Origin of the sequence: Corynebacterium sp. DNF00584, from assembly GCF_001552965.1 — a bacterium.
GTDB classification, from domain to species: domain Bacteria; phylum Actinomycetota; class Actinomycetes; order Mycobacteriales; family Mycobacteriaceae; genus Corynebacterium; species Corynebacterium phoceense.
In genome coordinates this window covers 1-16,771 of the sequence record NZ_KQ959730.1, presented here as the reverse complement: position 1 = coordinate 16,771, position 16,771 = coordinate 1, and the positions used below count along the sequence as shown (strand labels likewise).

Annotated in this window: 19 protein-coding genes; 6 read left to right on the top strand and 13 right to left on the bottom strand. The window is 62.5% G+C overall.

Going from position 1 to position 16,771, the window contains the following annotated elements; genetic code table 11:
* Window positions 1–132: 132 nt before the first annotated feature.
* From HMPREF0307_RS01560 to HMPREF0307_RS01550, 3 genes are read right to left on the bottom strand one after another with little or no spacing between them, the layout of a single operon-like run.
* Window positions 133–648: a phosphoribosyltransferase gene (locus tag HMPREF0307_RS01560; RefSeq protein WP_066485748.1), complete on the bottom strand. Its 516-nt coding sequence runs from the start codon at window positions 646–648 to the stop codon at window positions 133–135.
* A gap of 56 nt (window positions 649–704) precedes the next feature.
* Window positions 705–2,096: an AMP nucleosidase gene (amn, locus tag HMPREF0307_RS01555; protein WP_066485745.1), complete on the bottom strand. Its 1,392-nt coding sequence runs from the start codon at window positions 2,094–2,096 to the stop codon at window positions 705–707.
* Window positions 2,097–2,110: 14 nt separating this feature from the next.
* Window positions 2,111–2,566 carry a MarR family winged helix-turn-helix transcriptional regulator gene (locus tag HMPREF0307_RS01550; RefSeq protein WP_066485739.1) on the bottom strand — a complete coding sequence of 152 codons (456 nt, stop codon included), beginning with the start codon at window positions 2,564–2,566 and terminating at the stop codon, window positions 2,111–2,113.
* Between the two features lie 85 nt (window positions 2,567–2,651).
* Between HMPREF0307_RS01550 and HMPREF0307_RS01545 the strand changes: the two genes are divergently transcribed.
* Window positions 2,652–3,071, top strand: coding sequence for an organic hydroperoxide resistance protein (locus HMPREF0307_RS01545; protein ID WP_066485737.1), 420 nt, complete (start codon window positions 2,652–2,654; stop codon window positions 3,069–3,071).
* A gap of 272 nt (window positions 3,072–3,343) precedes the next feature.
* Window positions 3,344–4,504 (top strand): esterase/lipase family protein, encoded by a 1,161-nt coding sequence (locus tag HMPREF0307_RS01540; RefSeq protein ID WP_066485733.1) that lies wholly within the window; start codon window positions 3,344–3,346, stop codon window positions 4,502–4,504.
* 15 nt (window positions 4,505–4,519) lie between these two features.
* Here HMPREF0307_RS01540 and HMPREF0307_RS01535 read toward each other — a convergent pair whose 3' ends face one another.
* From HMPREF0307_RS01535 to HMPREF0307_RS01515, 5 genes are read right to left on the bottom strand one after another with little or no spacing between them, the layout of a single operon-like run.
* Complete coding sequence (locus tag HMPREF0307_RS01535) at window positions 4,520–5,578, bottom strand: HtaA domain-containing protein (protein ID WP_066485724.1); 1,059 nt, start codon at window positions 5,576–5,578, stop codon at window positions 4,520–4,522.
* Between the two features lie 3 nt (window positions 5,579–5,581).
* A complete protein-coding gene (locus HMPREF0307_RS01530) occupies window positions 5,582–6,388 on the bottom strand; it encodes a heme ABC transporter ATP-binding protein (RefSeq protein WP_066485716.1) in 807 nt (268 codons plus the stop codon).
* The gene (locus HMPREF0307_RS01525; protein WP_066485713.1) at window positions 6,388–7,443 is read right to left on the bottom strand and encodes a FecCD family ABC transporter permease; all 1,056 of its coding nucleotides are present in this window, start codon (window positions 7,441–7,443) and stop codon (window positions 6,388–6,390) included. The genes HMPREF0307_RS01530 and HMPREF0307_RS01525 overlap by 1 nt, the downstream gene beginning before the upstream one ends.
* The gene (locus HMPREF0307_RS01520; RefSeq protein WP_066485711.1) at window positions 7,424–8,482 is read right to left on the bottom strand and encodes a heme/hemin ABC transporter substrate-binding protein; all 1,059 of its coding nucleotides are present in this window, start codon (window positions 8,480–8,482) and stop codon (window positions 7,424–7,426) included. Before HMPREF0307_RS01520 ends, HMPREF0307_RS01525 begins: the two co-directional genes overlap by 20 nt.
* Window positions 8,483–8,525: 43 nt before the next feature.
* The gene (locus HMPREF0307_RS01515; RefSeq protein ID WP_066485703.1) at window positions 8,526–10,376 is read right to left on the bottom strand and encodes an HtaA domain-containing protein; all 1,851 of its coding nucleotides are present in this window, start codon (window positions 10,374–10,376) and stop codon (window positions 8,526–8,528) included.
* A 125-nt stretch (window positions 10,377–10,501) separates the two neighbouring features.
* Here HMPREF0307_RS01515 and HMPREF0307_RS01510 point away from each other — a divergent pair, with 125 nt between their 5' ends.
* A complete protein-coding gene (locus HMPREF0307_RS01510) occupies window positions 10,502–11,023 on the top strand; it encodes a hypothetical protein (protein WP_066485693.1) in 522 nt (173 codons plus the stop codon).
* 18 nt (window positions 11,024–11,041) lie between these two features.
* On the opposite strand, the gene HMPREF0307_RS01505 is transcribed toward HMPREF0307_RS01510, so the two are convergent.
* From HMPREF0307_RS01505 to bioB, 3 genes are read right to left on the bottom strand one after another with little or no spacing between them, the layout of a single operon-like run.
* Window positions 11,042–11,968: a Sir2 family NAD-dependent protein deacetylase gene (locus HMPREF0307_RS01505; protein WP_066485683.1), complete on the bottom strand. Its 927-nt coding sequence runs from the start codon at window positions 11,966–11,968 to the stop codon at window positions 11,042–11,044.
* A 10-nt stretch (window positions 11,969–11,978) separates the two neighbouring features.
* On the bottom strand, window positions 11,979–12,236 hold the full coding sequence (locus HMPREF0307_RS01500; RefSeq protein ID WP_066485678.1) for a biotin synthase auxiliary protein BsaP: 258 nt from the start codon (window positions 12,234–12,236) through the stop codon (window positions 11,979–11,981).
* Window positions 12,236–13,216 carry a biotin synthase BioB gene (gene bioB, locus HMPREF0307_RS01495; protein ID WP_066485667.1) on the bottom strand — a complete coding sequence of 327 codons (981 nt, stop codon included), beginning with the start codon at window positions 13,214–13,216 and terminating at the stop codon, window positions 12,236–12,238. The genes HMPREF0307_RS01500 and bioB overlap by 1 nt, the downstream gene beginning before the upstream one ends.
* 95 nt (window positions 13,217–13,311) lie before the next feature.
* Here bioB and HMPREF0307_RS01490 point away from each other — a divergent pair, with 95 nt between their 5' ends.
* Window positions 13,312–14,610 (top strand): M20/M25/M40 family metallo-hydrolase, encoded by a 1,299-nt coding sequence (locus tag HMPREF0307_RS01490; RefSeq protein ID WP_066485656.1) that lies wholly within the window; start codon window positions 13,312–13,314, stop codon window positions 14,608–14,610.
* A gap of 101 nt (window positions 14,611–14,711) precedes the next feature.
* Window positions 14,712–15,275: a hypothetical protein gene (locus HMPREF0307_RS01485; protein WP_231724990.1), complete on the top strand. Its 564-nt coding sequence runs from the start codon at window positions 14,712–14,714 to the stop codon at window positions 15,273–15,275.
* On the opposite strand, the gene HMPREF0307_RS01480 is transcribed toward HMPREF0307_RS01485, so the two are convergent.
* The gene (locus HMPREF0307_RS01480; protein ID WP_066486035.1) at window positions 15,272–15,559 is read right to left on the bottom strand and encodes a CHY zinc finger protein; all 288 of its coding nucleotides are present in this window, start codon (window positions 15,557–15,559) and stop codon (window positions 15,272–15,274) included. The genes HMPREF0307_RS01485 and HMPREF0307_RS01480 overlap by 4 nt on opposite strands.
* Before the next feature lie 19 nt (window positions 15,560–15,578).
* On the opposite strand from HMPREF0307_RS01480, the gene HMPREF0307_RS01475 reads away from it, so the two are divergent.
* A complete protein-coding gene (locus HMPREF0307_RS01475) occupies window positions 15,579–15,950 on the top strand; it encodes an NUDIX hydrolase (protein WP_066485652.1) in 372 nt (123 codons plus the stop codon).
* Here HMPREF0307_RS01475 and HMPREF0307_RS01470 read toward each other — a convergent pair.
* Window positions 15,930–16,595 carry a type 1 glutamine amidotransferase gene (locus tag HMPREF0307_RS01470; protein ID WP_066485647.1) on the bottom strand — a complete coding sequence of 222 codons (666 nt, stop codon included), beginning with the start codon at window positions 16,593–16,595 and terminating at the stop codon, window positions 15,930–15,932. The two genes, HMPREF0307_RS01475 and HMPREF0307_RS01470, sit on opposite strands and share 21 nt — an antisense overlap.
* Window positions 16,596–16,771 lie beyond the last annotated feature (176 nt).

The following is a 16,771-nucleotide window of genomic DNA, read 5'->3' as shown; positions in this document are numbered from 1 at the left end:
TCTATCTCTCTTATGCGCCTCTCTCAAACGCATGAGTTAAGTATGGGGCATGGACCTGCCGAGGCAATGGCATGCGCCTGCGCGTTTCCTGTCTGTTCCTGTCCGTTCACTAGGAAAGCGATAATGCGCAGATTACGCGCCTTCCTGATACGAGCCGTCCGCGGTGATGACGGGAAGCGCGGACCACGCGAAGTTGATCCACTGGTCCGTCTTCTTCCACGAGAAGTCCGGCTCAAAGATGGTGGTGGGCTTGGTGTAGATGACGGCGGAGCGCACCTCGGCGGCGGTTTCCTTGAGCAGGTTAACCACGAGGTCGAGCGTCTTGCCGGAGTCCGCGACGTCGTCGACGACGAGCACGCGCTTGCCTGCGAGCGAGTCCATGTCGAGCTGTGGCGACAGGACGAGCGGCTCCGGCAGGGTCTCGCCAATGTCGGTGTAAAACTCGACGTTGATGGCGCCCATGGCCTTCACGCCGATGGCGTAACCGATGGCGCCAGCAGGAATAAGACCGCCGCGCGCCACACCCACGATGAGCTCAGGGAACCAGCCAGAGTCCACAATCTCCTGAGACAGGTGCCGGGATGCTTCACCGAAGACCTCCCACGTCAGATTTTCGCGATCGGGGTGGTACCACTCGGGCTGAGTCATGGAATCTACTCCTTGGGAGACGATAATTTTCGATCCAGCTTAGTCGCATGTCCCACTCAACGAAATGGAACCTCCCCAATGGTGCGACGCAGCTTGCGAGTGCGGAGTCGCTCGGGATTCTCTGCTAGGGCCTCCATCGCGCGCACGGCGCACATGACGTGCGCCTCCTTCGAATTCGAGTAGAAGGCCTGGGCGCCGGCGGGCAGCTTGGGCACCGCGTGCAACGGAAGATCCGACACGGACAGCAGCGTGCCATAGGGGACGCGGTATCTATACCCGTTGGCCGCGAGCATGCACGACTCCATGTCGATGGCCACGGCGGTGGAACCACGCAGCCACTCCCACAGCTCGCGCGGGGTACGCCACTCCCAGTTGCGGTCCGCAGTAGACAGGACGGTACCGGTGCGCATGAGTTCGTTGTCGGCGCCGTAGACCTCCTCGACGGAGGCCTCGAGCATGCGCTGGACCTCCGGGATGGCGGGGATCGGAACGTCGACGGGAATGGCACGATCCAGGATGTGATCATCGCGCTGATAGGCGTTGCCGAGGATAAGGTCGCCGATGCGCATGCGGCCGTCCAGGCCCGCGCAGTGGCCAATCATGATCCATGCCTCCGGACGCAGCACCGCGAGGGAATCGGTGATGGTCTTCGCGTTGGAAGGGCCCACGCCGATATTGATCATCGTGATGCCATCGCCGTCCGGCGTCGTGAGATCGTAGCGCGGCATCTGCACTCGGGTCTGGAGGTCTGCGACCTCGACGCCCTCGGCGGCATCGGCAGGCACCGTGCGCCCATCTGGTAGAACGAGGGAGTCATAGCGGGAACCCAGCGCGCGCAGGCCAAAGCGCATGAACTCCGTCATGTGCATGCCGTAGTTCGTGAAGAGAATGTACTTCTGGAGCGAGTCGACCTCGATGCCGGTGTAGTGTTCAATGCGCGCGCAGGCGATGTCGAAGCGTTGCGGACCGAAGTGGAACAGCGGCTTGTCGTCCCCGTGGAAGACATCCCAGTGACCGTCCACGATGGCGTCGTGCACCTCGTCAAGCGTGGGGCGCGGAACCTCCGCCGGACGCTGCTGCGGGACCATCTCGACGCCCTTGATGTACTCAGGTGGGATGCGCACGTCCGAGGGGCCGACGAAGATCTCGCACGGGTAATTCTCGGTGAGCCGAGTGAGCTGTTCCTCAAGGTAGCCGCGCAGGAGGTGCGGCTTAGACAGCACAGCGACGTACCGGCCGGACTCATCCACGTATCCGAAAGGCTCGGAGCGGTCGATGGGGCGCCATTCCTTGACGTCGACGACGATCTGCGGATAGACGACGTGCGCGTAGTCCGCATATTCGCCCTTCTCGAGGCACACGCGAGCGCACTCACACGAGGATTCGTAGAGGTCGATGAGGCGCTCGACCGCTGCGGCGGCGTCAGGAACAGGCGACAGTTGGGTCATAGCCCCCGAGTGTATTAGCGATCTTCAGCGTCGGCATCCGGTGTAAAGGAGCCGGACAGGCGGTCGAGCTCGGACTTAAGCATGCGAATATCGAGTCCGGAGGCTGCAAAACGCTCCATCTGTCGGCGCGGGATGCCCTCGGCTTGCTCGCGCAGGGCGCGACCCTTATCAGTGAGAGCCACGATGCGGCGGCGTTCGTCCGCGGGATCGATGGCACGCGTGAGCAGGCCTTGCTTCTCCATGCGGCGGAGCAGCGGAGTGAGAGTCCCCGAATCCAAGGCGATTTCTGCGGAGAGCTCTTTCATCGTCACCGGATCCTCATGGCCCCAGAGCGCTAGCATGGTGACGTACTGCGGATAGGTCAGACCCAACGGGGTAAGTTCCTCGAGGTAGGACCGTTGGACGGCATGGCTCGCCCGGTAGAGGGCGAAGCAGAGTTGTTTGTCCAGTTCCAGTGACACGCGAGACATGCTCCTAGCATAACGCACAAGGGTTGCGTACAATTAAATCGCGTACAAAGAAAACAGCTCAGAAGCTTGCGAAAGGACTTTCATCATGGAACCGATGTACACCACCGAGGCACTCGCAACCGGCGCTGGCCGCAACGGCCGCTCCGTTGTTAAGGACTCCGACCTGGACTTCAACCTGGCCGCACCGAAGGAGATGGGCGGCTCCGGCGACGGCGTCAACCCGGAGCAGCTCTTCGCCGCCGGTTACGCAGCGTGCTTCCACGGCGCACTGCAGCTTGTCGCTAAGAGCGAGGGCGCAGACTTGGGCGACTCTTCCGTGGGCGCGCGCGTGTCCATCGGCAAGGACGAGACCTCCTTCGGTCTCGCCGTCGAGCTTGAGGTCACCATTCCGAACCTGCCGCACGATGAGGCCCAGAAGCTCGCGGACAAGGCTCACGAGGTCTGCCCGTACTCCAAGGCCACCCGCGGCAACATCGACGTGAAGGTCTCCGTCATCGAGGATTAATTTCCACCTCGAGGAATTGAGACATAACGAAGGCCCGTCAGCTGCGCGCTGACGGGCCTTCTCCCCATGACTAATCTTTCGGCACTTACCGTAAGAAGGAAGTGGAGCGCGACCTTCCTGGTAAGCAACCGCCCGTGATTAGGCAAGGCTTAGTTTATAAACCTTTAGTTGGATGGTCAAGGGGTAACGAGATTTTTCTCTTGCGATCCCGCGAAATATCACCGTTACCACTAATAATTCCGAAACATTAATGTATCGCGGCACGAAATAGGATGGAAGTTATGGCAACAGACTCGTTCAAAGAACTCGAAGCCCTCATCTCCGAGGGACTCGGGCGGTTCTGGCGTTCAGACCCGACTCCCCCTTCCGTCAGCTACGACGCTGCCGACAGCCTGCCGGCGACACCGGCGAAACAAGTTTCAGACTCTCCGCGCCATGGCATTACCACCCCTGCGCCAGCTAATGCCTTGCGCGAGGAAGTGGCCGACGAAATCGCCGAGCTATTGCGTGCCGAGCGCCGCAGCTTCTTCGACCTCGACTTTCGCCATCCACGCGGGTCCGCAGGCGACGACCACGAGGCAGAGACCGCGGCACGCCTGGCATCGCTACCGCTCGGCGCACGCCTGAAGCCACGCGGCGTTTTCGAGGACGACTGGGCAGCACGCCCGGATGAAGACCACCCATGGCCCATCATTCTCATCCACGGGACGACGGATACGAAGGGCGTATGGCAGCTGCTCGGCTCCGAGCTGCGCGAGGACGGCTGGGCCGTGTTCGCACCGGACTATGGCGCCCGCGCCACCGGCCCCATCGCCGCCTCCGCCGATCAGGTCGGCGCGTATATCGACGCGGTCCAAGCCGTCACCGGCGCGGAGCAGGTCGTGCTCATCGGACACTCCCAAGGCGGTATCGTCGCCCGCTACTGGATGCATAACGACGATGCGGTGGACCGCGTGCGTCACATCATCTGCCTGTCGGCGCCCAACCACGGCACCACCCAAGGCGGAATCGTCAGCTCGTTGATTTCCAACCGACGTCAAGAACACGTCATGCGCTCCATCATCGACGCTTACTTCGGCCCGGCCGGCATGGAACAAATCGTGGGCAGCGCGACGCTGAACGAGCTCAACCACAACGGTGACCTGGCCCCCGGTGTGAGCTACACGTGCGTGGCCACTAAGCAAGACTCCATCGTCGTGCCGCCGGAAACCTGTTTCTTGGATCCCGGCGACACTCCCGACGGAACGGTGCGCAATGTCTATGTGCAAGACGTCGACAAACGCGCCGTCGTCTTACACATGGATATGCCCATGGACAAGCGCGTGCGCGCCATCGTGCGCACGGTGCTCAAACAGCTCTCCCCCACCCTGGACAATCCTCACGACGCCCAAAGCCACGCCCTTGCCAACGCGGGTCACACCGACTCGGATTAAACCCGCGCAGGTTCGCTAACGCAGGCGCGCCAGCAGGGGATTAAGGACGCCGGACTGCACGATGGCGCCGCCGATGACCGCAAACATGCCACCCAGAGCGGTCAGCGCCAACACGATATTCCACACGTTGGAAAAAGAAGAGCCCTCTTCGCCCTTGTTATCCGTGCCGCCTTGGTTCTGATCCTGCTCCTTGTCCGGCTTCTTCTCTGGATCCTTCCCAGGAGTCTTTCCTTGGTCTTCTGTATGGTCCTTGCCCTGCTCGCCGCGGCCCGACTCGGTCTGCTCCCCCGGGGTGGTCTCGGTGCCCTCATCGGCAGGACCCACACACTCGGACGCGGTCTTCAAGGTCACCTGTACATCATCAAGTTCCGGCTTGTAGCTCTCGTTGTACATGCCCATGAAGATCACGTCGATACCCTCGATGTGCTGGATCTTCGACTCACGATCGTAGTAGGTACCCGCCTTCGGCTTGTACGTCACGTCGGTCGCATTCAGCGTGAGCGTATCGCCGTCCTTCGACCATGCGGCATTGCCGTCAGCGAAGGTATCCGTGCCCGACTTCTTGTTTTCTTCCGTGCGGTCCTCCGGGGTGTATTCCGTCATGCCCTTACCCGGCACGTAGTAGCCCTCGTAGGACGTGCCCGCCTTTGCCTGCCCTGCCTCCGTGAGGACATAAGGCGAGAGCATCTTGGTGTACAGCGCGCCGTGGTGGCCCTCAAACTCCAGCGTCGAATCCTTGGTTCGAATATCGGCTTTCGTGACGGTTCCGTCTTCGCCCAGGCTCACCGAGGACGCAGAAGGATCCACCTCGAAGTGGAACTGGAAGTCTGCTCCGCCTTTGTTGCCCTCGTCCTGCGTCACCGCGCCGGACGTGGTCCACCCACCCCTCGCGATGGGGCCGGTGATGTAGTTGCGGAAAGATTCCTTGATGCCCCAATTCACAGTGCCGGAGACAATGCGGGTCTCCAGGGTCTGGCCAGGGGCGCAGGTGGGGGCATCGGCAGCAAAGGCTGCCGGAACGGTCAGCGCCGAGGCGGTCAGCGCCAGCGCGAGAGAAGAAGAGACAATACGCATGAGTTAAGACTCCTTAAGTAGATCGACAAAAGACTGCTCGGGATCGGCGACCTGACGTCGCGCGGGATGGACTGAGATGTGGCCGTCCGCCTCGCTCACCTGGATAGGCCAGCGATAGACCTGCGACAAAATCTCGTCGGTGTAGACCTCGCGCACCGGGCCGGCGGCGGCAACTGCCCCGTCTGCTAGGCACACGATGTGATCGCAATAGGCCGCAGCGGCGCCTAAATCGTGGAGTACCACCAGCACCGCCACTCCAGCCTGCGCCGCAATCGAGCGCACCAATCCCAAGATTTGTTCTTGATGGCGGATGTCCAGCGCCGCAGTCGGCTCATCGAGGAGAATCACCGGGGTCTGCTGCGCCAGTACACGGGCCAACGCCACACGCGCACGCTCCCCGCCAGAGAGCGTGGCAATATCGCGGCCGGCCAAGTGCGTCGCATCCACCGCCGCAAGCGCTGCGTCGATGATCGCGTCGTCCTCGGCCTGCCTGGCGGTGCCCTCCCAAGGGCGCCGGCCCATGGCCACTACATCACGCACGAGAAACTGGAAGGACACAGTAACGTCCTGCAGCATCACCGCACGCGCACGGGCCAACGCCCCTGGGGAGGAAACCGCCGGATCCTGCCCCACGAGGGAAACGGAACCGGTGTAATCAATATCGCCGGCGATGGCCGCCAGCAGCGTGGACTTGCCCGCGCCATTCGGGCCGATGAGGCCGGTGACCTCCCCTGGGCGGGCGACAAAGGAGACATCGGAAAGCAGGTTCCGCTCGCCGATCGAAACGAAAAGATTCGCAACGTTAATCATCAATGCATTCCCTTCTTCATCATCCGGCGCAACAGCACGAAGAAGGTGGGGCCACCCACGAGCGCGGTAAAGATACCGATGGGAAGGTCGGCGAAAGGAATGAGCGTGCGCGCAGCGACGTCGGCAAAGCCAATGAGTACGGCGCCCGCCACCGCAGAGGCCGGCAGCAAGACCCTGTTTTCTGGGCCGATGATCGTACGCAGCAGATGCGGCACGATAAGGCCGACGAACCCAATAAGTCCGGCGAAAGCAACTGCGCCGGCGGTAAGGATCGCCGAGGCAGCGATGGCGATAATGCGCAGTCTCTTGACGTCGACGCCAGTGTGTTCTGCGGCGCGCTCGCCCAGCGCGAGCACATCTAACTGACGGCCAAGACGCAGCGCGATGGCCATCCCGACGAGGGCGATGGGGAGGACCACCCACACGTGTTTCCACTGAGAGCCGTTGAGCGAACCCATTTGCCAAAAGATGATTTGCTCGCGGTTCGAGGTGGGCGCCAGGTACATCATGAAGGAGATGATGGCGTTGCACACCGCGTTGATAGCAATGCCGGTCAGGATCAGATTGACCACCGCCACACGCCCTCGTGAGCGCGCCAACTGGTAGATCAGCGCGGTAACCAACAGCGCCGTAGCAAACGCCGCGAGCGGCACCGTGAAGGTACCCAGGACCGAGATATTAAAGACGATTACCACGGCCGCGCCTACACCGGCACCGGAGGTCACGCCCACGATGGAGGGCTCAGCCAGCGGGTTGGCGAACACGGCCTGCATGAGCGTGCCCGCCACGCCCAAGCACGCGCCGACCAAGAAACCGAGCAGAATGCGCGGCAGGCGGATCTGCCACACGACGTTGGCAGTCAAGCCACCGCCAGGGCCTGCGGCCATAATCTGCACCAAGTCACCCAGCGCGACGTAGTACTGCCCCAGCGCAAGCGACAGGACGAAGGCGACACCAAGCAGCGCCCCGAGCGATACGAATACACCAAGCCGCAGGCGGGAGCGCCGAGCAAAGACCTCCGTGGGGGCCGCCGGTTTAAGCATTGTCTGGGTCATAGATTGCCTGCGCAAGTTTGAGAAGGGTCTGTCCGGTCAAGGGCCCGAAGGCGAGCGATTGCCCGTCTGGGATAGTCACGATCCGCTGTTTTTGGCCCGCAGTGGTTTGTGCAATGCCGGGGCGCTCGAGGAGGCCTTCGACGCCGCCGGTCGACTCCAGGCCGCCCGTCATCATGATGATGACCTCAGGGTTAATCTTTGCCAAAGATTCGGCGTTGGCAGGTTCGGCGTAAGAGAGGTGGTATTCGGTGCCGAGGTCTACGCCGCCCACACCCTCAATGAGGTCCTTGGCACCCGTGCCTTCTCCCATGATGAAGAAGATGCCGCCGTTGCCGCGCGCGTAAAGGAACGCCATGCGCATGGGATCCTCCGGCACGATGTCTGCGATGGCCGCCTTATCTTCTTCGATTTCTTCGACGGAGCGGTTAGCCAGCGTTTCGCCGTCGTCTGGCAGACCCACGACCGCGGCCAGGTTTGTGATGTCCTCGGCCACCGAGTCAATGGTGCGTTTCGGCTCCATGACCACGGTGGTCACCCCTGCGGCGCGAATCTGGTCGATGGCGTCGCGCGGGCCGATCGAATGATCGACGATGACCAGCGTGGGCCGGAGTTCGAGCACGGCTTCCACATTGATGTTGTGTCCGCCCTGAGTCACGACGGGGCGATCGGCGATAGCGTTTTCCGTCGACGACACCGTGCGGCCCACGATGTTGTCCGTAAGCCCCAGGCCCTCGAGGGTTTTCGTATACGTACCGTAGAGATCCAATGCCACGATTCGGGACACATCCGTAACGGAGACGTCGTAGCCGTCAGCATCCGTGAGCTCCACCGGCAGCGCGGGAGTAGGAGACTCCGTCACCGCGACGACATCCTCGAAATCCGTCACATTCGACACTCCCGTGAACGAGCGCGGGTCTTTGGCCGACTGCGCGTCTGGGAGGGCTTCGCGCAGCTGCGCGTCTTGGGATTCATAGGCGCCTTGGACGCCGCACCCCGTGAGGGCAAGGACACACGCCAACGCCACCAAAAGTCGTTTCATGTGAAACGTATCCTTTCTCAGGTCTTGGGTAAAAAGTGGTGCGCTACGCCGGGTTGCGCAGGACGACGGAGCCCATGGAACCGCCGGCGATGGCGAGGCCTGCGATAAGCAGCAAGAGCCACGTGCTCGCCTCCGGCGAGGAGCCCGCGGCCGCGGCCTTCTTGATCTGGAAGTTGCCGCTGCCGTCTTCATAACCAGACGTGCTCGTGCCAGCCGCGGCCTGCAGGCCGTCTCCCGCAGAGCTTTCCGATGCCGCCCGCTTCGCCGCCGCAGCGCTCTGACCGCCGGAGGTCGTCGCCGCACCAGTGTGTGCCGTAGTTCCGCTCGCCCCGGCGCAGTCCCCGGATCCGCCAAGTTGTGCATGCAACGAGAGCGGATCGAGGGTCGTACCCGGCTCATAGAAATTCGCGAACGCATCATTGCCCGCTGCGGTCAGCGTGACGGTGGCTTCGCCGTCGACGGCGGAGTCACTCACGTCGAGCAGGCTAAACGACACGTCTCCGAGCACCGTGCGTCCAAAGTCCTTGCGCTCGCCCTCCATGTTGGAGGAACGCACGTCGGCGATGAGTTGACCGCTCGTACCGTTGAACCGGACTTCCAGGTTCGCGATATTGAGATCGAGGACCCCGTTGTGGCCGGTAAAATGCATAGCGCCGCCGTAGCGGATGGAACCTGACTGCGCCGCAGTATCCACATCTCCGCCGGTGCCCGTGAACTGAAAACGCGAGTTGTCGTACCCTACGCCGTCGAGCGTCCAGGAGCCCTTGGCGATGGAACCGGTGATATACGACTGGAAGGACTTCTTGACACCCCACTCGGCGGTCGCAGCCTGCACGCCCGTGGCTACGCAGGTTTCTGACTGCCCACCACTAGCCGCGGACCCGGGGTCCTGTGGCCGCGCGGTTCTTGTGGTTCCAGTAGCACCAATAGTGCCGGAAGTACCCGAAGTACTACCCGAAGCACTCGAAGGGCTCGCGGCGCTCGAAGTGCTGGCTCCCGACGCGCCTGAACCACTCGTGGTGCTAGTGGTAGTGCTGGTGGTCGTACCCGTGGCGGCTTCCGTGCGAGAACGGAAGGATTCTAGCTGGTCTAGGAAAGACTCCGTGTTGCCCATGAAGGTGGTCAGGCCATTCATGGTGTCGTTCGTTTCCTTCAAAATCGCCATGGCTTCTGCATTGCGCCCGGTAAACGTGCCCGAGATTGTCCCCAAGGACTTCGAACCGCTGCCTGTACCGTCAGAGGACCCGCCGCAGCTGCCGTCCGTGGCCACGGTCCCTGACGAGGGGTCCATCGACTGTCCCGCCTCATAGGCGATAAAGAGTTTGTGTCCTTCGTCGGTGAGCGTGACGTCGCCGGAAAGGTCGAGCGTGTGCACGGACGCGTCGACGGGTTGATCTAGATCGATCCTCGCGATGACCACGTTATCGCCGGTAATCTGCGGGCCGCGTGCGGACTTATCCACCATGTCAGATTCATAAGAGACGTAATCCACCACGATCGCCGCCCGGTTGCCGGAGGCCTGAATCTGCCAGTCCGTCAGCGTCATATCCAACAGATCGTCGCCGCCGTAGTTGTGTCCAGTGAAGTGGATGACGCCGCCGAAGGGAACAGTGACGGTATCGCCTTGTACAGAGGCCTTGCCCGGAGTGAAGGTAAAAGCACCGTCTGCGCCGGTTTCGGAACCGGTAAAACCAATGCCGTCCGTTTCCCACTGGCCTTTGGCGACTTGGCCTTGGATATAGCTTCGGTAGGACTGCTTAATGCCCCAATTCCAGGAGCAGGTGCCGGCAGCCGAGGCTACGGGAGCGTTGAGCGCGACCGAAGGGAGTGCGATGAGGGTACTGGCAGCAAGAGTGCCCAATATTCGACGGAGAATCACGGAGAAAGTCCTCATGAAGTATTGATGCGATGAACAAAAAGAATCAGAATTTAGGCTATACATACCTAAGCGGTTTTGTATAGGTTACACTAACCTAAATTAGGTAAGCCACCCCCAATAAAGGACACCCTCATTCGGCCATGACACCCTCGTCTACCAGCGCCTTCAAAAATCTGTATCCCGACGTAGACCCCACGCGTGGGCTACCTCTCAGCGTCTCCGAGCGCCTTGCGCTGTCTCTCGCGCTCGCGATTGCAGCTTATGGAGCCGTCACCGCAGACATGCTCGTTGCAGGCGCCGGCGTGGCCTTCACCCTCATCGCCTCGGTGCTGCAACAGCACAAGACTGCGCGTCGGATTCGCTCCGAGGCGCGCACTCGCTTCCCCGGCGAAGACTGGGCCGAATACCGCGCCACGCGGCGGCTCAACCTCGGCATCCTGGTCCCCTTGTGGGTCTGTGTCATCATCGCCTTGTGCGCGGCCGGATACTGGTTCGTGCCGTCCAAATATGCAACTCCCGCCGCCATCGTCATCGCGGTTTTCGTTGCCCTGCTCGCCTGGTTCATGCCAGGCATCAGCCCCTTGTGGCGAGGCAAGCAGACCGATCCCCCGGCACCAGAGAAAAACACCGACACCGCAGTCATGTACTTCGAGAAGCTTTAGGCCTGCCGTACCCCAGCCTTAGACATCAAGCAGATCCAGTAGCTCATCAAAAGCCGGCGCGACCTGCGTGCGCCACAGCGTCGTGGCCTTGGGGTCGCCGCGCCCTGGCCCGCCGTTCACCACGGCGACCTCTTTGCCTTGCTTGAGCGCATCGAGCATGAAGCGATAGCCACTCATCACGGCGAGCGACGAACCGGCGACAAGCAGCGAGCGCGAGTCCGCAAGCAGCGCACGCGCCGCGTCCCGCCGCTCCGCCGGAACCGGCTCGCCGAAGTAGACGACGTCCGGCTTCAGCAGCTCCGAACCACAGCGGACGCACGGTGCCATCACGAACTCATCGACCGCCTGCTGCGACAGCGCGACGTCGCCGTCCGGATTCACTTGGTCCGCGCGGACGACCCAGCGCTCGAGATAGCCGGGATTCGCAGCCGCAAGGCGGGCATCGAAGGCCCCACGGTCTTCTGCGTACCCGCAGTTCAGACACACGACATGTTCCATATCGCCGTGGAGTGGAATGAGCGTCTCGGTCCCCGCTTCCTTGTGGAGGCCATCGACGTTTTGAGTAACGATGCCGGATACCAATCCAGCGCGCTCGAGTTCCACGAGCGCGAAGTGCGTACGATTCGGCCGCGCCGCGTCCATAACGCGCCAGCCCACGAAGGAGCGCGCCCAATAGCGGTGGCTCGCGGCGGAATCATAGCGGAATTCCTGATACGTCATCGGCGTATGGCGGGCAAGCGACCCATGCGGTCCCCGATAGTCCGGCACACCGGAATCCGTCGACACGCCTGCTCCCGTGAGGACCATGACCCCGCCGGCGCGCAGTTGCTCAGCGACCCGCTCCGCCGCGTTCGGGGTCGGCTCAGTTGTCTCGCTCACCACGCGCTGGATAGACCGCAGCGCGGAGCGGTGGGCAAGCGCAATGCCGGGATCTTCAAAAGCCATGCGGCCGAGTTTACGCTGGCAAGTGTTCCTCGTAGAGCCAGTCAGAATCCAGCTCGCCGTGGCGGGAGCACCGCGCGCTCCAGCCATCCGGGCGCACCTGCACGACCATGCGGCGCCCGCACAGCTGGCAGTAGCGCGGCACGTCCAGGCCGGCCGCGGCGGCCGGGTGAAGGTGCGTCACCTCAGCGAAGGGCTCACCGGTATTGGGATGGAAGACCGGAGTCTCCCCGGCAAGCACCGCCGCCGCTAGAGCAGACTGTTCAGGCATTACAGCGCCTTAATCGGCAGGTCGATGCGGTGGAGCATGTCCACGTCCTTCTCGATCTGCTGGCCAAGCGTCGTGAGATAGTTACCCGCGATGATCGCGTTGATGCCACCAAGCAGGCCCTTCTCCGTGCCGTCATCGCCCAGCGAGAGCTCGCGGCCGCCGGCGAAGCGCAAGGTCGCAGAGGGCATCGCCAAGCGGAATGCTGCAACCGCACGCAGTGCCTCGCCGAGGGGAACAAGCGGACGGTCCGCAAACGGGGTGCCTGGGCGCGGGTCGAGGAAGTTCATCGGAACCTCGAAGGGCTCGATTTCAGCGAGCTGCGCAGCAAACTCGGCGCGCTGCGCGAGCGACTCGCCCATGCCGATGATGCCGCCGGAGCAGACTTCCATGCCCACCGCGCGGACGTGGTCGAGGGTCTCCTTGCGCTCTTCCCAGGTGTGGGTGGTGACAACGTGAGGGAAGAAGGAGCGGGAGGTCTCCAGGTTGTGGTTGTAGCGCTGGGCACCCATGTCCTTAAGGCGCTGAGCCTGCTCGCGGGTAAGCGTGCCGAGCGAGCACGAGATCTCAATGTCGACCGCGTCGTTGATGGCGGCAATCGCCTCGCCGACCTGGTTGAGCAGCGAATCATCCGGAGACTTCACGGCTGCGACGATGCAGAACTCGGTGGCGCCGGTCTTCGCGGTCTTCTGGGCGGCCTCGACGAGCTCAGGAATATTCAAACGAGCCGCACGCACCGGCGACTCGAACAGGCCCGACTGCGAGCAGAAGTGGCAGTCCTCGGGGCAGCCGCCGGTCTTGATGGAGATGATGCCCTCGACAGAGACGTCGGGACCGCACCACTTCAGACGGGTCTGGTGGGCGATATCGGCGAGCTCCTCGAGCTGCTCGTCCGGGACCTGGAGGATTTCCAGGAGTTCTTCTTCGTTGAGGCCGATGCCCTGCTCGAGGGCCTTCGCGCGCGCGGTGTCAAGAATAGTCATGCGGATACCCTAAACAATTTTCCTGAACGGTGTTCAATTTTCTGATCGTTTTCCGCAAAATTCCCCCGATAAAGGCACAAACCTACAATTGAGCCATGACTCTTTACGACGACACCCTGGAACTTCTCCAAGAACTGATCCGCAACGCCTGCGTCAACGACCTGACCGCGGATTCTGGCTTCGAGGTCCGCAATGCGGACTCACTGGAGAGGTTCTTCGTCGGCTCCGGTGTCGAGGTGCAACGCTTCGAGCCGCACCCCCACCGCACAAGCATTATATTCACCGTGCCGGGCGATCCGGACAAGGAACCGCTCACCTTCCTCGGCCACACGGACGTCGTGCCGGTGGACGCCGATAAGTGGACGAAGGATCCGTTCGCGGCGGTTATCGAAGACGGCAAGCTCTACGGCCGCGGCGCCGTGGACATGCTCTTCATCACGGCAACGATGGCCGCTGTCACCCGTGAGGTCGCCCGCCGCGGCAACCCGGGCGGCACCCTCACCTTTGCCGCCCTCGCTGACGAAGAGGCTCGTGGCGGCCTGGGCGCGCGCTGGTTCGAGCGCGAGAACCCCGGCGCCATCAACTGGAAGAACTGCCTGTCCGAGACCGGTGGCAGCCACCTGCCGGGCGGCGTCGCCGTCATTGTCGGCGAGAAGGGCGCGGCACAGCGCCGCATCCACGTCCACGGCGATGCGGGACACGGCTCAACCCCGTACAACAAGGACTTCGCAATCGTAAAGATTGGCGAGGTCGCCCGTCGCATCGCGGAAGCGAATCTGCCCATCGCCAACGATCCCATCTGGCAGGGCTTCCGCGAGTCGTTTAAGTTCGACCCCGAGTCCGAGAAGCTCATCGACTCAGGCGACTTCTCCCCGTTCGGCAACCTCTCCGCGTTCGCGCATGCGTTTTCGCACACGACCATCTCCCAGACGGTGCTGCGCGCTGGTGGCGCCATCAATGTGCTGCCCTCGCATGCGTACCTGGAAATGGATATCCGTCCGCTACCGGGACAAACTCAGAACGAGGTCGACGAGATGCTCCGCGACGCCATCGGCGATATCGACGTAGAGATCGAGCACCTCATCAACGAGGACGCCACGGTCTCCCCGACCACGGGCCCGCTGTGGGACACCCTCGTCGAGACCGTCGGTGAGTTCTTCCCCGGCAAGGACGTCGTCCCCACGCTCGCGACCGGCGGTTCCGATCTCCGCGTCGCACGCCGCCTGGGCGGCGTGGGCTACGGTTTTGCCCTCCACGCGCCAGAACGCGACCTTGCGACCGCCAACGCGGAGCTCCATAGCCACGACGAGTGCCTGCACTTGGAAGACCTCGAGCTCACCGTCCAGGCATACGCCCGCGTCACCGAAAAGTTCCTCGAATGGAACTGGCAGTAAATTCCTAAGTTCGCACAAACCCCAGGTGAAGCCGAATAGGGCCAGCGTACGGGCTCACACAGGTCTTTCACATGCGTCACATTCGTGACACAATGGCCCGCATGACTATCGCACGTAAAGCTGCCCTGTTCGCCGCCACCGCCGGCCTGACCGCCACTCTCGCTGCTCCGGCAGCATCTGCTGACGCCATCGATAACTACTTGGCCAAGGTTCCTTCCGGCCAGATTTCCTGTGAGCAGGCGGCGAAGTACTACACAAACCCGACGGACTACAACAACAAGAAGCGCCAGGCGCTCGCCGTCGCCACCTTCGACTCCCGCGGCCCGCAGATCCGCAACGCCATCTCCCGCGCCGACGAGGCCATCGCCCGCTGCAACCTGGCGAATGGCGGAACGCAGTCCAACAACACCACCACGAACAACACCACTACCCCGGCCCCGGCGAACAACCAGTCGAACACCCCGGCCCCGGCAAACAACAACCAGGCTCCGGCGCAGAACAACACCCGCATCATCCCGCTGTTCGTCCAGGCCGGCCAGCCGACCATCGACGTGCCGGTCCCGGCCGCGAACGTCACCGTCCGCGTTCCCAACGTCCCGCAGCTCATCCAGGCGGCCATCGCCAAGGTCCAGGCCGGCGACTTCGCCAACCTGTCCTCCTTCTAAACCTGGAAGTACATCTCCGCATGGGTTGTGCACCCGGGATTAAACGGGGCACCACAGGAGGGACATTCCGTCCCGTACTCGTGGAACGTCATCTGATGCCCGCAGACTCCACACATGACGGCGGGTTCGTCTAAGGGCATCTGCCCAAACGCATGGTCCGCCGGGTGACACCACGCGCAGGCAAACCACGTGTCGCAGGTGGCGCACTTATTCGCCACCACATCAAGGGCGCTGTGCCAATGAGCACAGCGCCCTTCGGCGTCGATAGCTTCCACAATTTCCATGAGATCTAGACTAGCCTCCATGCCCATCATCGAGGTCAGCGCCGTTATCTTCCGCGACTCCCGCGGCCGCATCCTTCAGGTCCGCAAGCGCGGCACCACCGCCTTCCAGTTCCCCGGCGGCAAGCCCGAAGCCCACGAAAAGCCTGCCGATGCCGCCGTGCGCGAAGTCGCCGAAAAACTCACCGTCTACCTCGACAGGCGCGACCTGGTCCCCCTCGGCGCCCGCACCGCGCCCGCCTCCAATGAGCCGGGCTACACCGTCCTCGCGCACCTCTTTGAGTACCCGCGGCCGATCATTGCCCAGCCGGCCGCCGAAATCGTTGAGCTCGCCTGGGTCGATCACGCCAACCCGCACGTGCCGCTCGCCCCTCTAAGCGCCGCATTCCGCTGAGAATGCGGCGGCGATAGCCTGGCCAGCGGCTCGGATGGGGGCATCGGCAAGCTCCATGCGACGCTGCATCTCTGCTCCATCCAAGCCGGACATCTCCGCCCACCGCGCCATCGTCGCAGGCGAGGCCTCCGGGTGAAACTGCACAGATACCGCCGAGCCGATCCGCATGGCCTGAACCTCGCACCGGGATGACGATGCAAGGAGCTGCGCATTCGGCGGAAGTACCGTCACTGCATCATTGTGTGACTCCGGCATGATGGCGCTCTCTCCGAGCACGCGCAGGACCGGATCCGCCTGACCCGCGTCGTTCACACGGATCTCGTACGGCCCGTCCTCCTTGGCGTCCGCCGTCCCCACCGCGACCTCGCCGCCGAAGGCTGTGGCGAGAACCTGGTGTCCGAGACAGATCCCGAGAACTGGAATCTCTTTATCCACCGCATCCACGAGCAACTGCCGCAAAGCCGGCAGCCACTCCGGCCCTTCGACGGCGTTCATTGTGCCGCCCAGCACTACGATGCCCCCTGCACACTCCTCCATCCTCGGGACCGGATTCCGGAAGAGTTCAACAATCCGAAAGCCCGCTTTAAGCCACTGACCAAAGCGGTCGACGGTCACCTTAGGGTCCGGTTGAATCACAGTAATCATGCGCTCAATTTAGATGATGTACTGGGAAATCTCACGCGTTTTATCCGACCAATACGCGTTCTTGCACCCTTTTCACTCAACCCTCCCAACTACCCCTGGCGGGTGTTGGGGTTGCGTATACGCTTTCGATTAAACACTCGTTTGAAGTGCCCCAGGTTTTGTTCCGTTTGAGTAGA

What these genes read in the sequence shown, in the direction of transcription:
- HMPREF0307_RS01560 (WP_066485748.1), bottom strand. Translation starts at nt 648, where the DNA reads ATGACTCAGCCCGAGTGGTACCACCCCGATCGCGAAAATCTGACGTGG.
- amn (WP_066485745.1), bottom strand. Translation starts at nt 2,096, where the DNA reads ATGACCCAACTGTCGCCTGTTCCTGACGCCGCCGCAGCGGTCGAGCGC.
- HMPREF0307_RS01550 (WP_066485739.1), bottom strand. Translation starts at nt 2,566, where the DNA reads ATGTCTCGCGTGTCACTGGAACTGGACAAACAACTCTGCTTCGCCCTC.
- HMPREF0307_RS01545 (WP_066485737.1), top strand. Translation starts at nt 2,652, where the DNA reads ATGGAACCGATGTACACCACCGAGGCACTCGCAACCGGCGCTGGCCGC.
- HMPREF0307_RS01540 (WP_066485733.1), top strand. Translation starts at nt 3,344, where the DNA reads ATGGAAGTTATGGCAACAGACTCGTTCAAAGAACTCGAAGCCCTCATC.
- HMPREF0307_RS01535 (WP_066485724.1), bottom strand. Translation starts at nt 5,578, where the DNA reads ATGCGTATTGTCTCTTCTTCTCTCGCGCTGGCGCTGACCGCCTCGGCG.
- HMPREF0307_RS01530 (WP_066485716.1), bottom strand. Translation starts at nt 6,388, where the DNA reads ATGATTAACGTTGCGAATCTTTTCGTTTCGATCGGCGAGCGGAACCTG.
- HMPREF0307_RS01525 (WP_066485713.1), bottom strand. Translation starts at nt 7,443, where the DNA reads ATGACCCAGACAATGCTTAAACCGGCGGCCCCCACGGAGGTCTTTGCT.
- HMPREF0307_RS01520 (WP_066485711.1), bottom strand. Translation starts at nt 8,482, where the DNA reads ATGAAACGACTTTTGGTGGCGTTGGCGTGTGTCCTTGCCCTCACGGGG.
- HMPREF0307_RS01515 (WP_066485703.1), bottom strand. Translation starts at nt 10,376, where the DNA reads ATGAGGACTTTCTCCGTGATTCTCCGTCGAATATTGGGCACTCTTGCT.
- HMPREF0307_RS01510 (WP_066485693.1), top strand. Translation starts at nt 10,502, where the DNA reads ATGACACCCTCGTCTACCAGCGCCTTCAAAAATCTGTATCCCGACGTA.
- HMPREF0307_RS01505 (WP_066485683.1), bottom strand. Translation starts at nt 11,968, where the DNA reads ATGGCTTTTGAAGATCCCGGCATTGCGCTTGCCCACCGCTCCGCGCTG.
- HMPREF0307_RS01500 (WP_066485678.1), bottom strand. Translation starts at nt 12,236, where the DNA reads ATGCCTGAACAGTCTGCTCTAGCGGCGGCGGTGCTTGCCGGGGAGACT.
- bioB (WP_066485667.1), bottom strand. Translation starts at nt 13,216, where the DNA reads ATGACTATTCTTGACACCGCGCGCGCGAAGGCCCTCGAGCAGGGCATC.
- HMPREF0307_RS01490 (WP_066485656.1), top strand. Translation starts at nt 13,312, where the DNA reads ATGACTCTTTACGACGACACCCTGGAACTTCTCCAAGAACTGATCCGC.
- HMPREF0307_RS01485 (WP_231724990.1), top strand. Translation starts at nt 14,712, where the DNA reads ATGACTATCGCACGTAAAGCTGCCCTGTTCGCCGCCACCGCCGGCCTG.
- HMPREF0307_RS01480 (WP_066486035.1), bottom strand. Translation starts at nt 15,559, where the DNA reads ATGGAAATTGTGGAAGCTATCGACGCCGAAGGGCGCTGTGCTCATTGG.
- HMPREF0307_RS01475 (WP_066485652.1), top strand. Translation starts at nt 15,579, where the DNA reads ATGCCCATCATCGAGGTCAGCGCCGTTATCTTCCGCGACTCCCGCGGC.
- HMPREF0307_RS01470 (WP_066485647.1), bottom strand. Translation starts at nt 16,595, where the DNA reads ATGATTACTGTGATTCAACCGGACCCTAAGGTGACCGTCGACCGCTTT.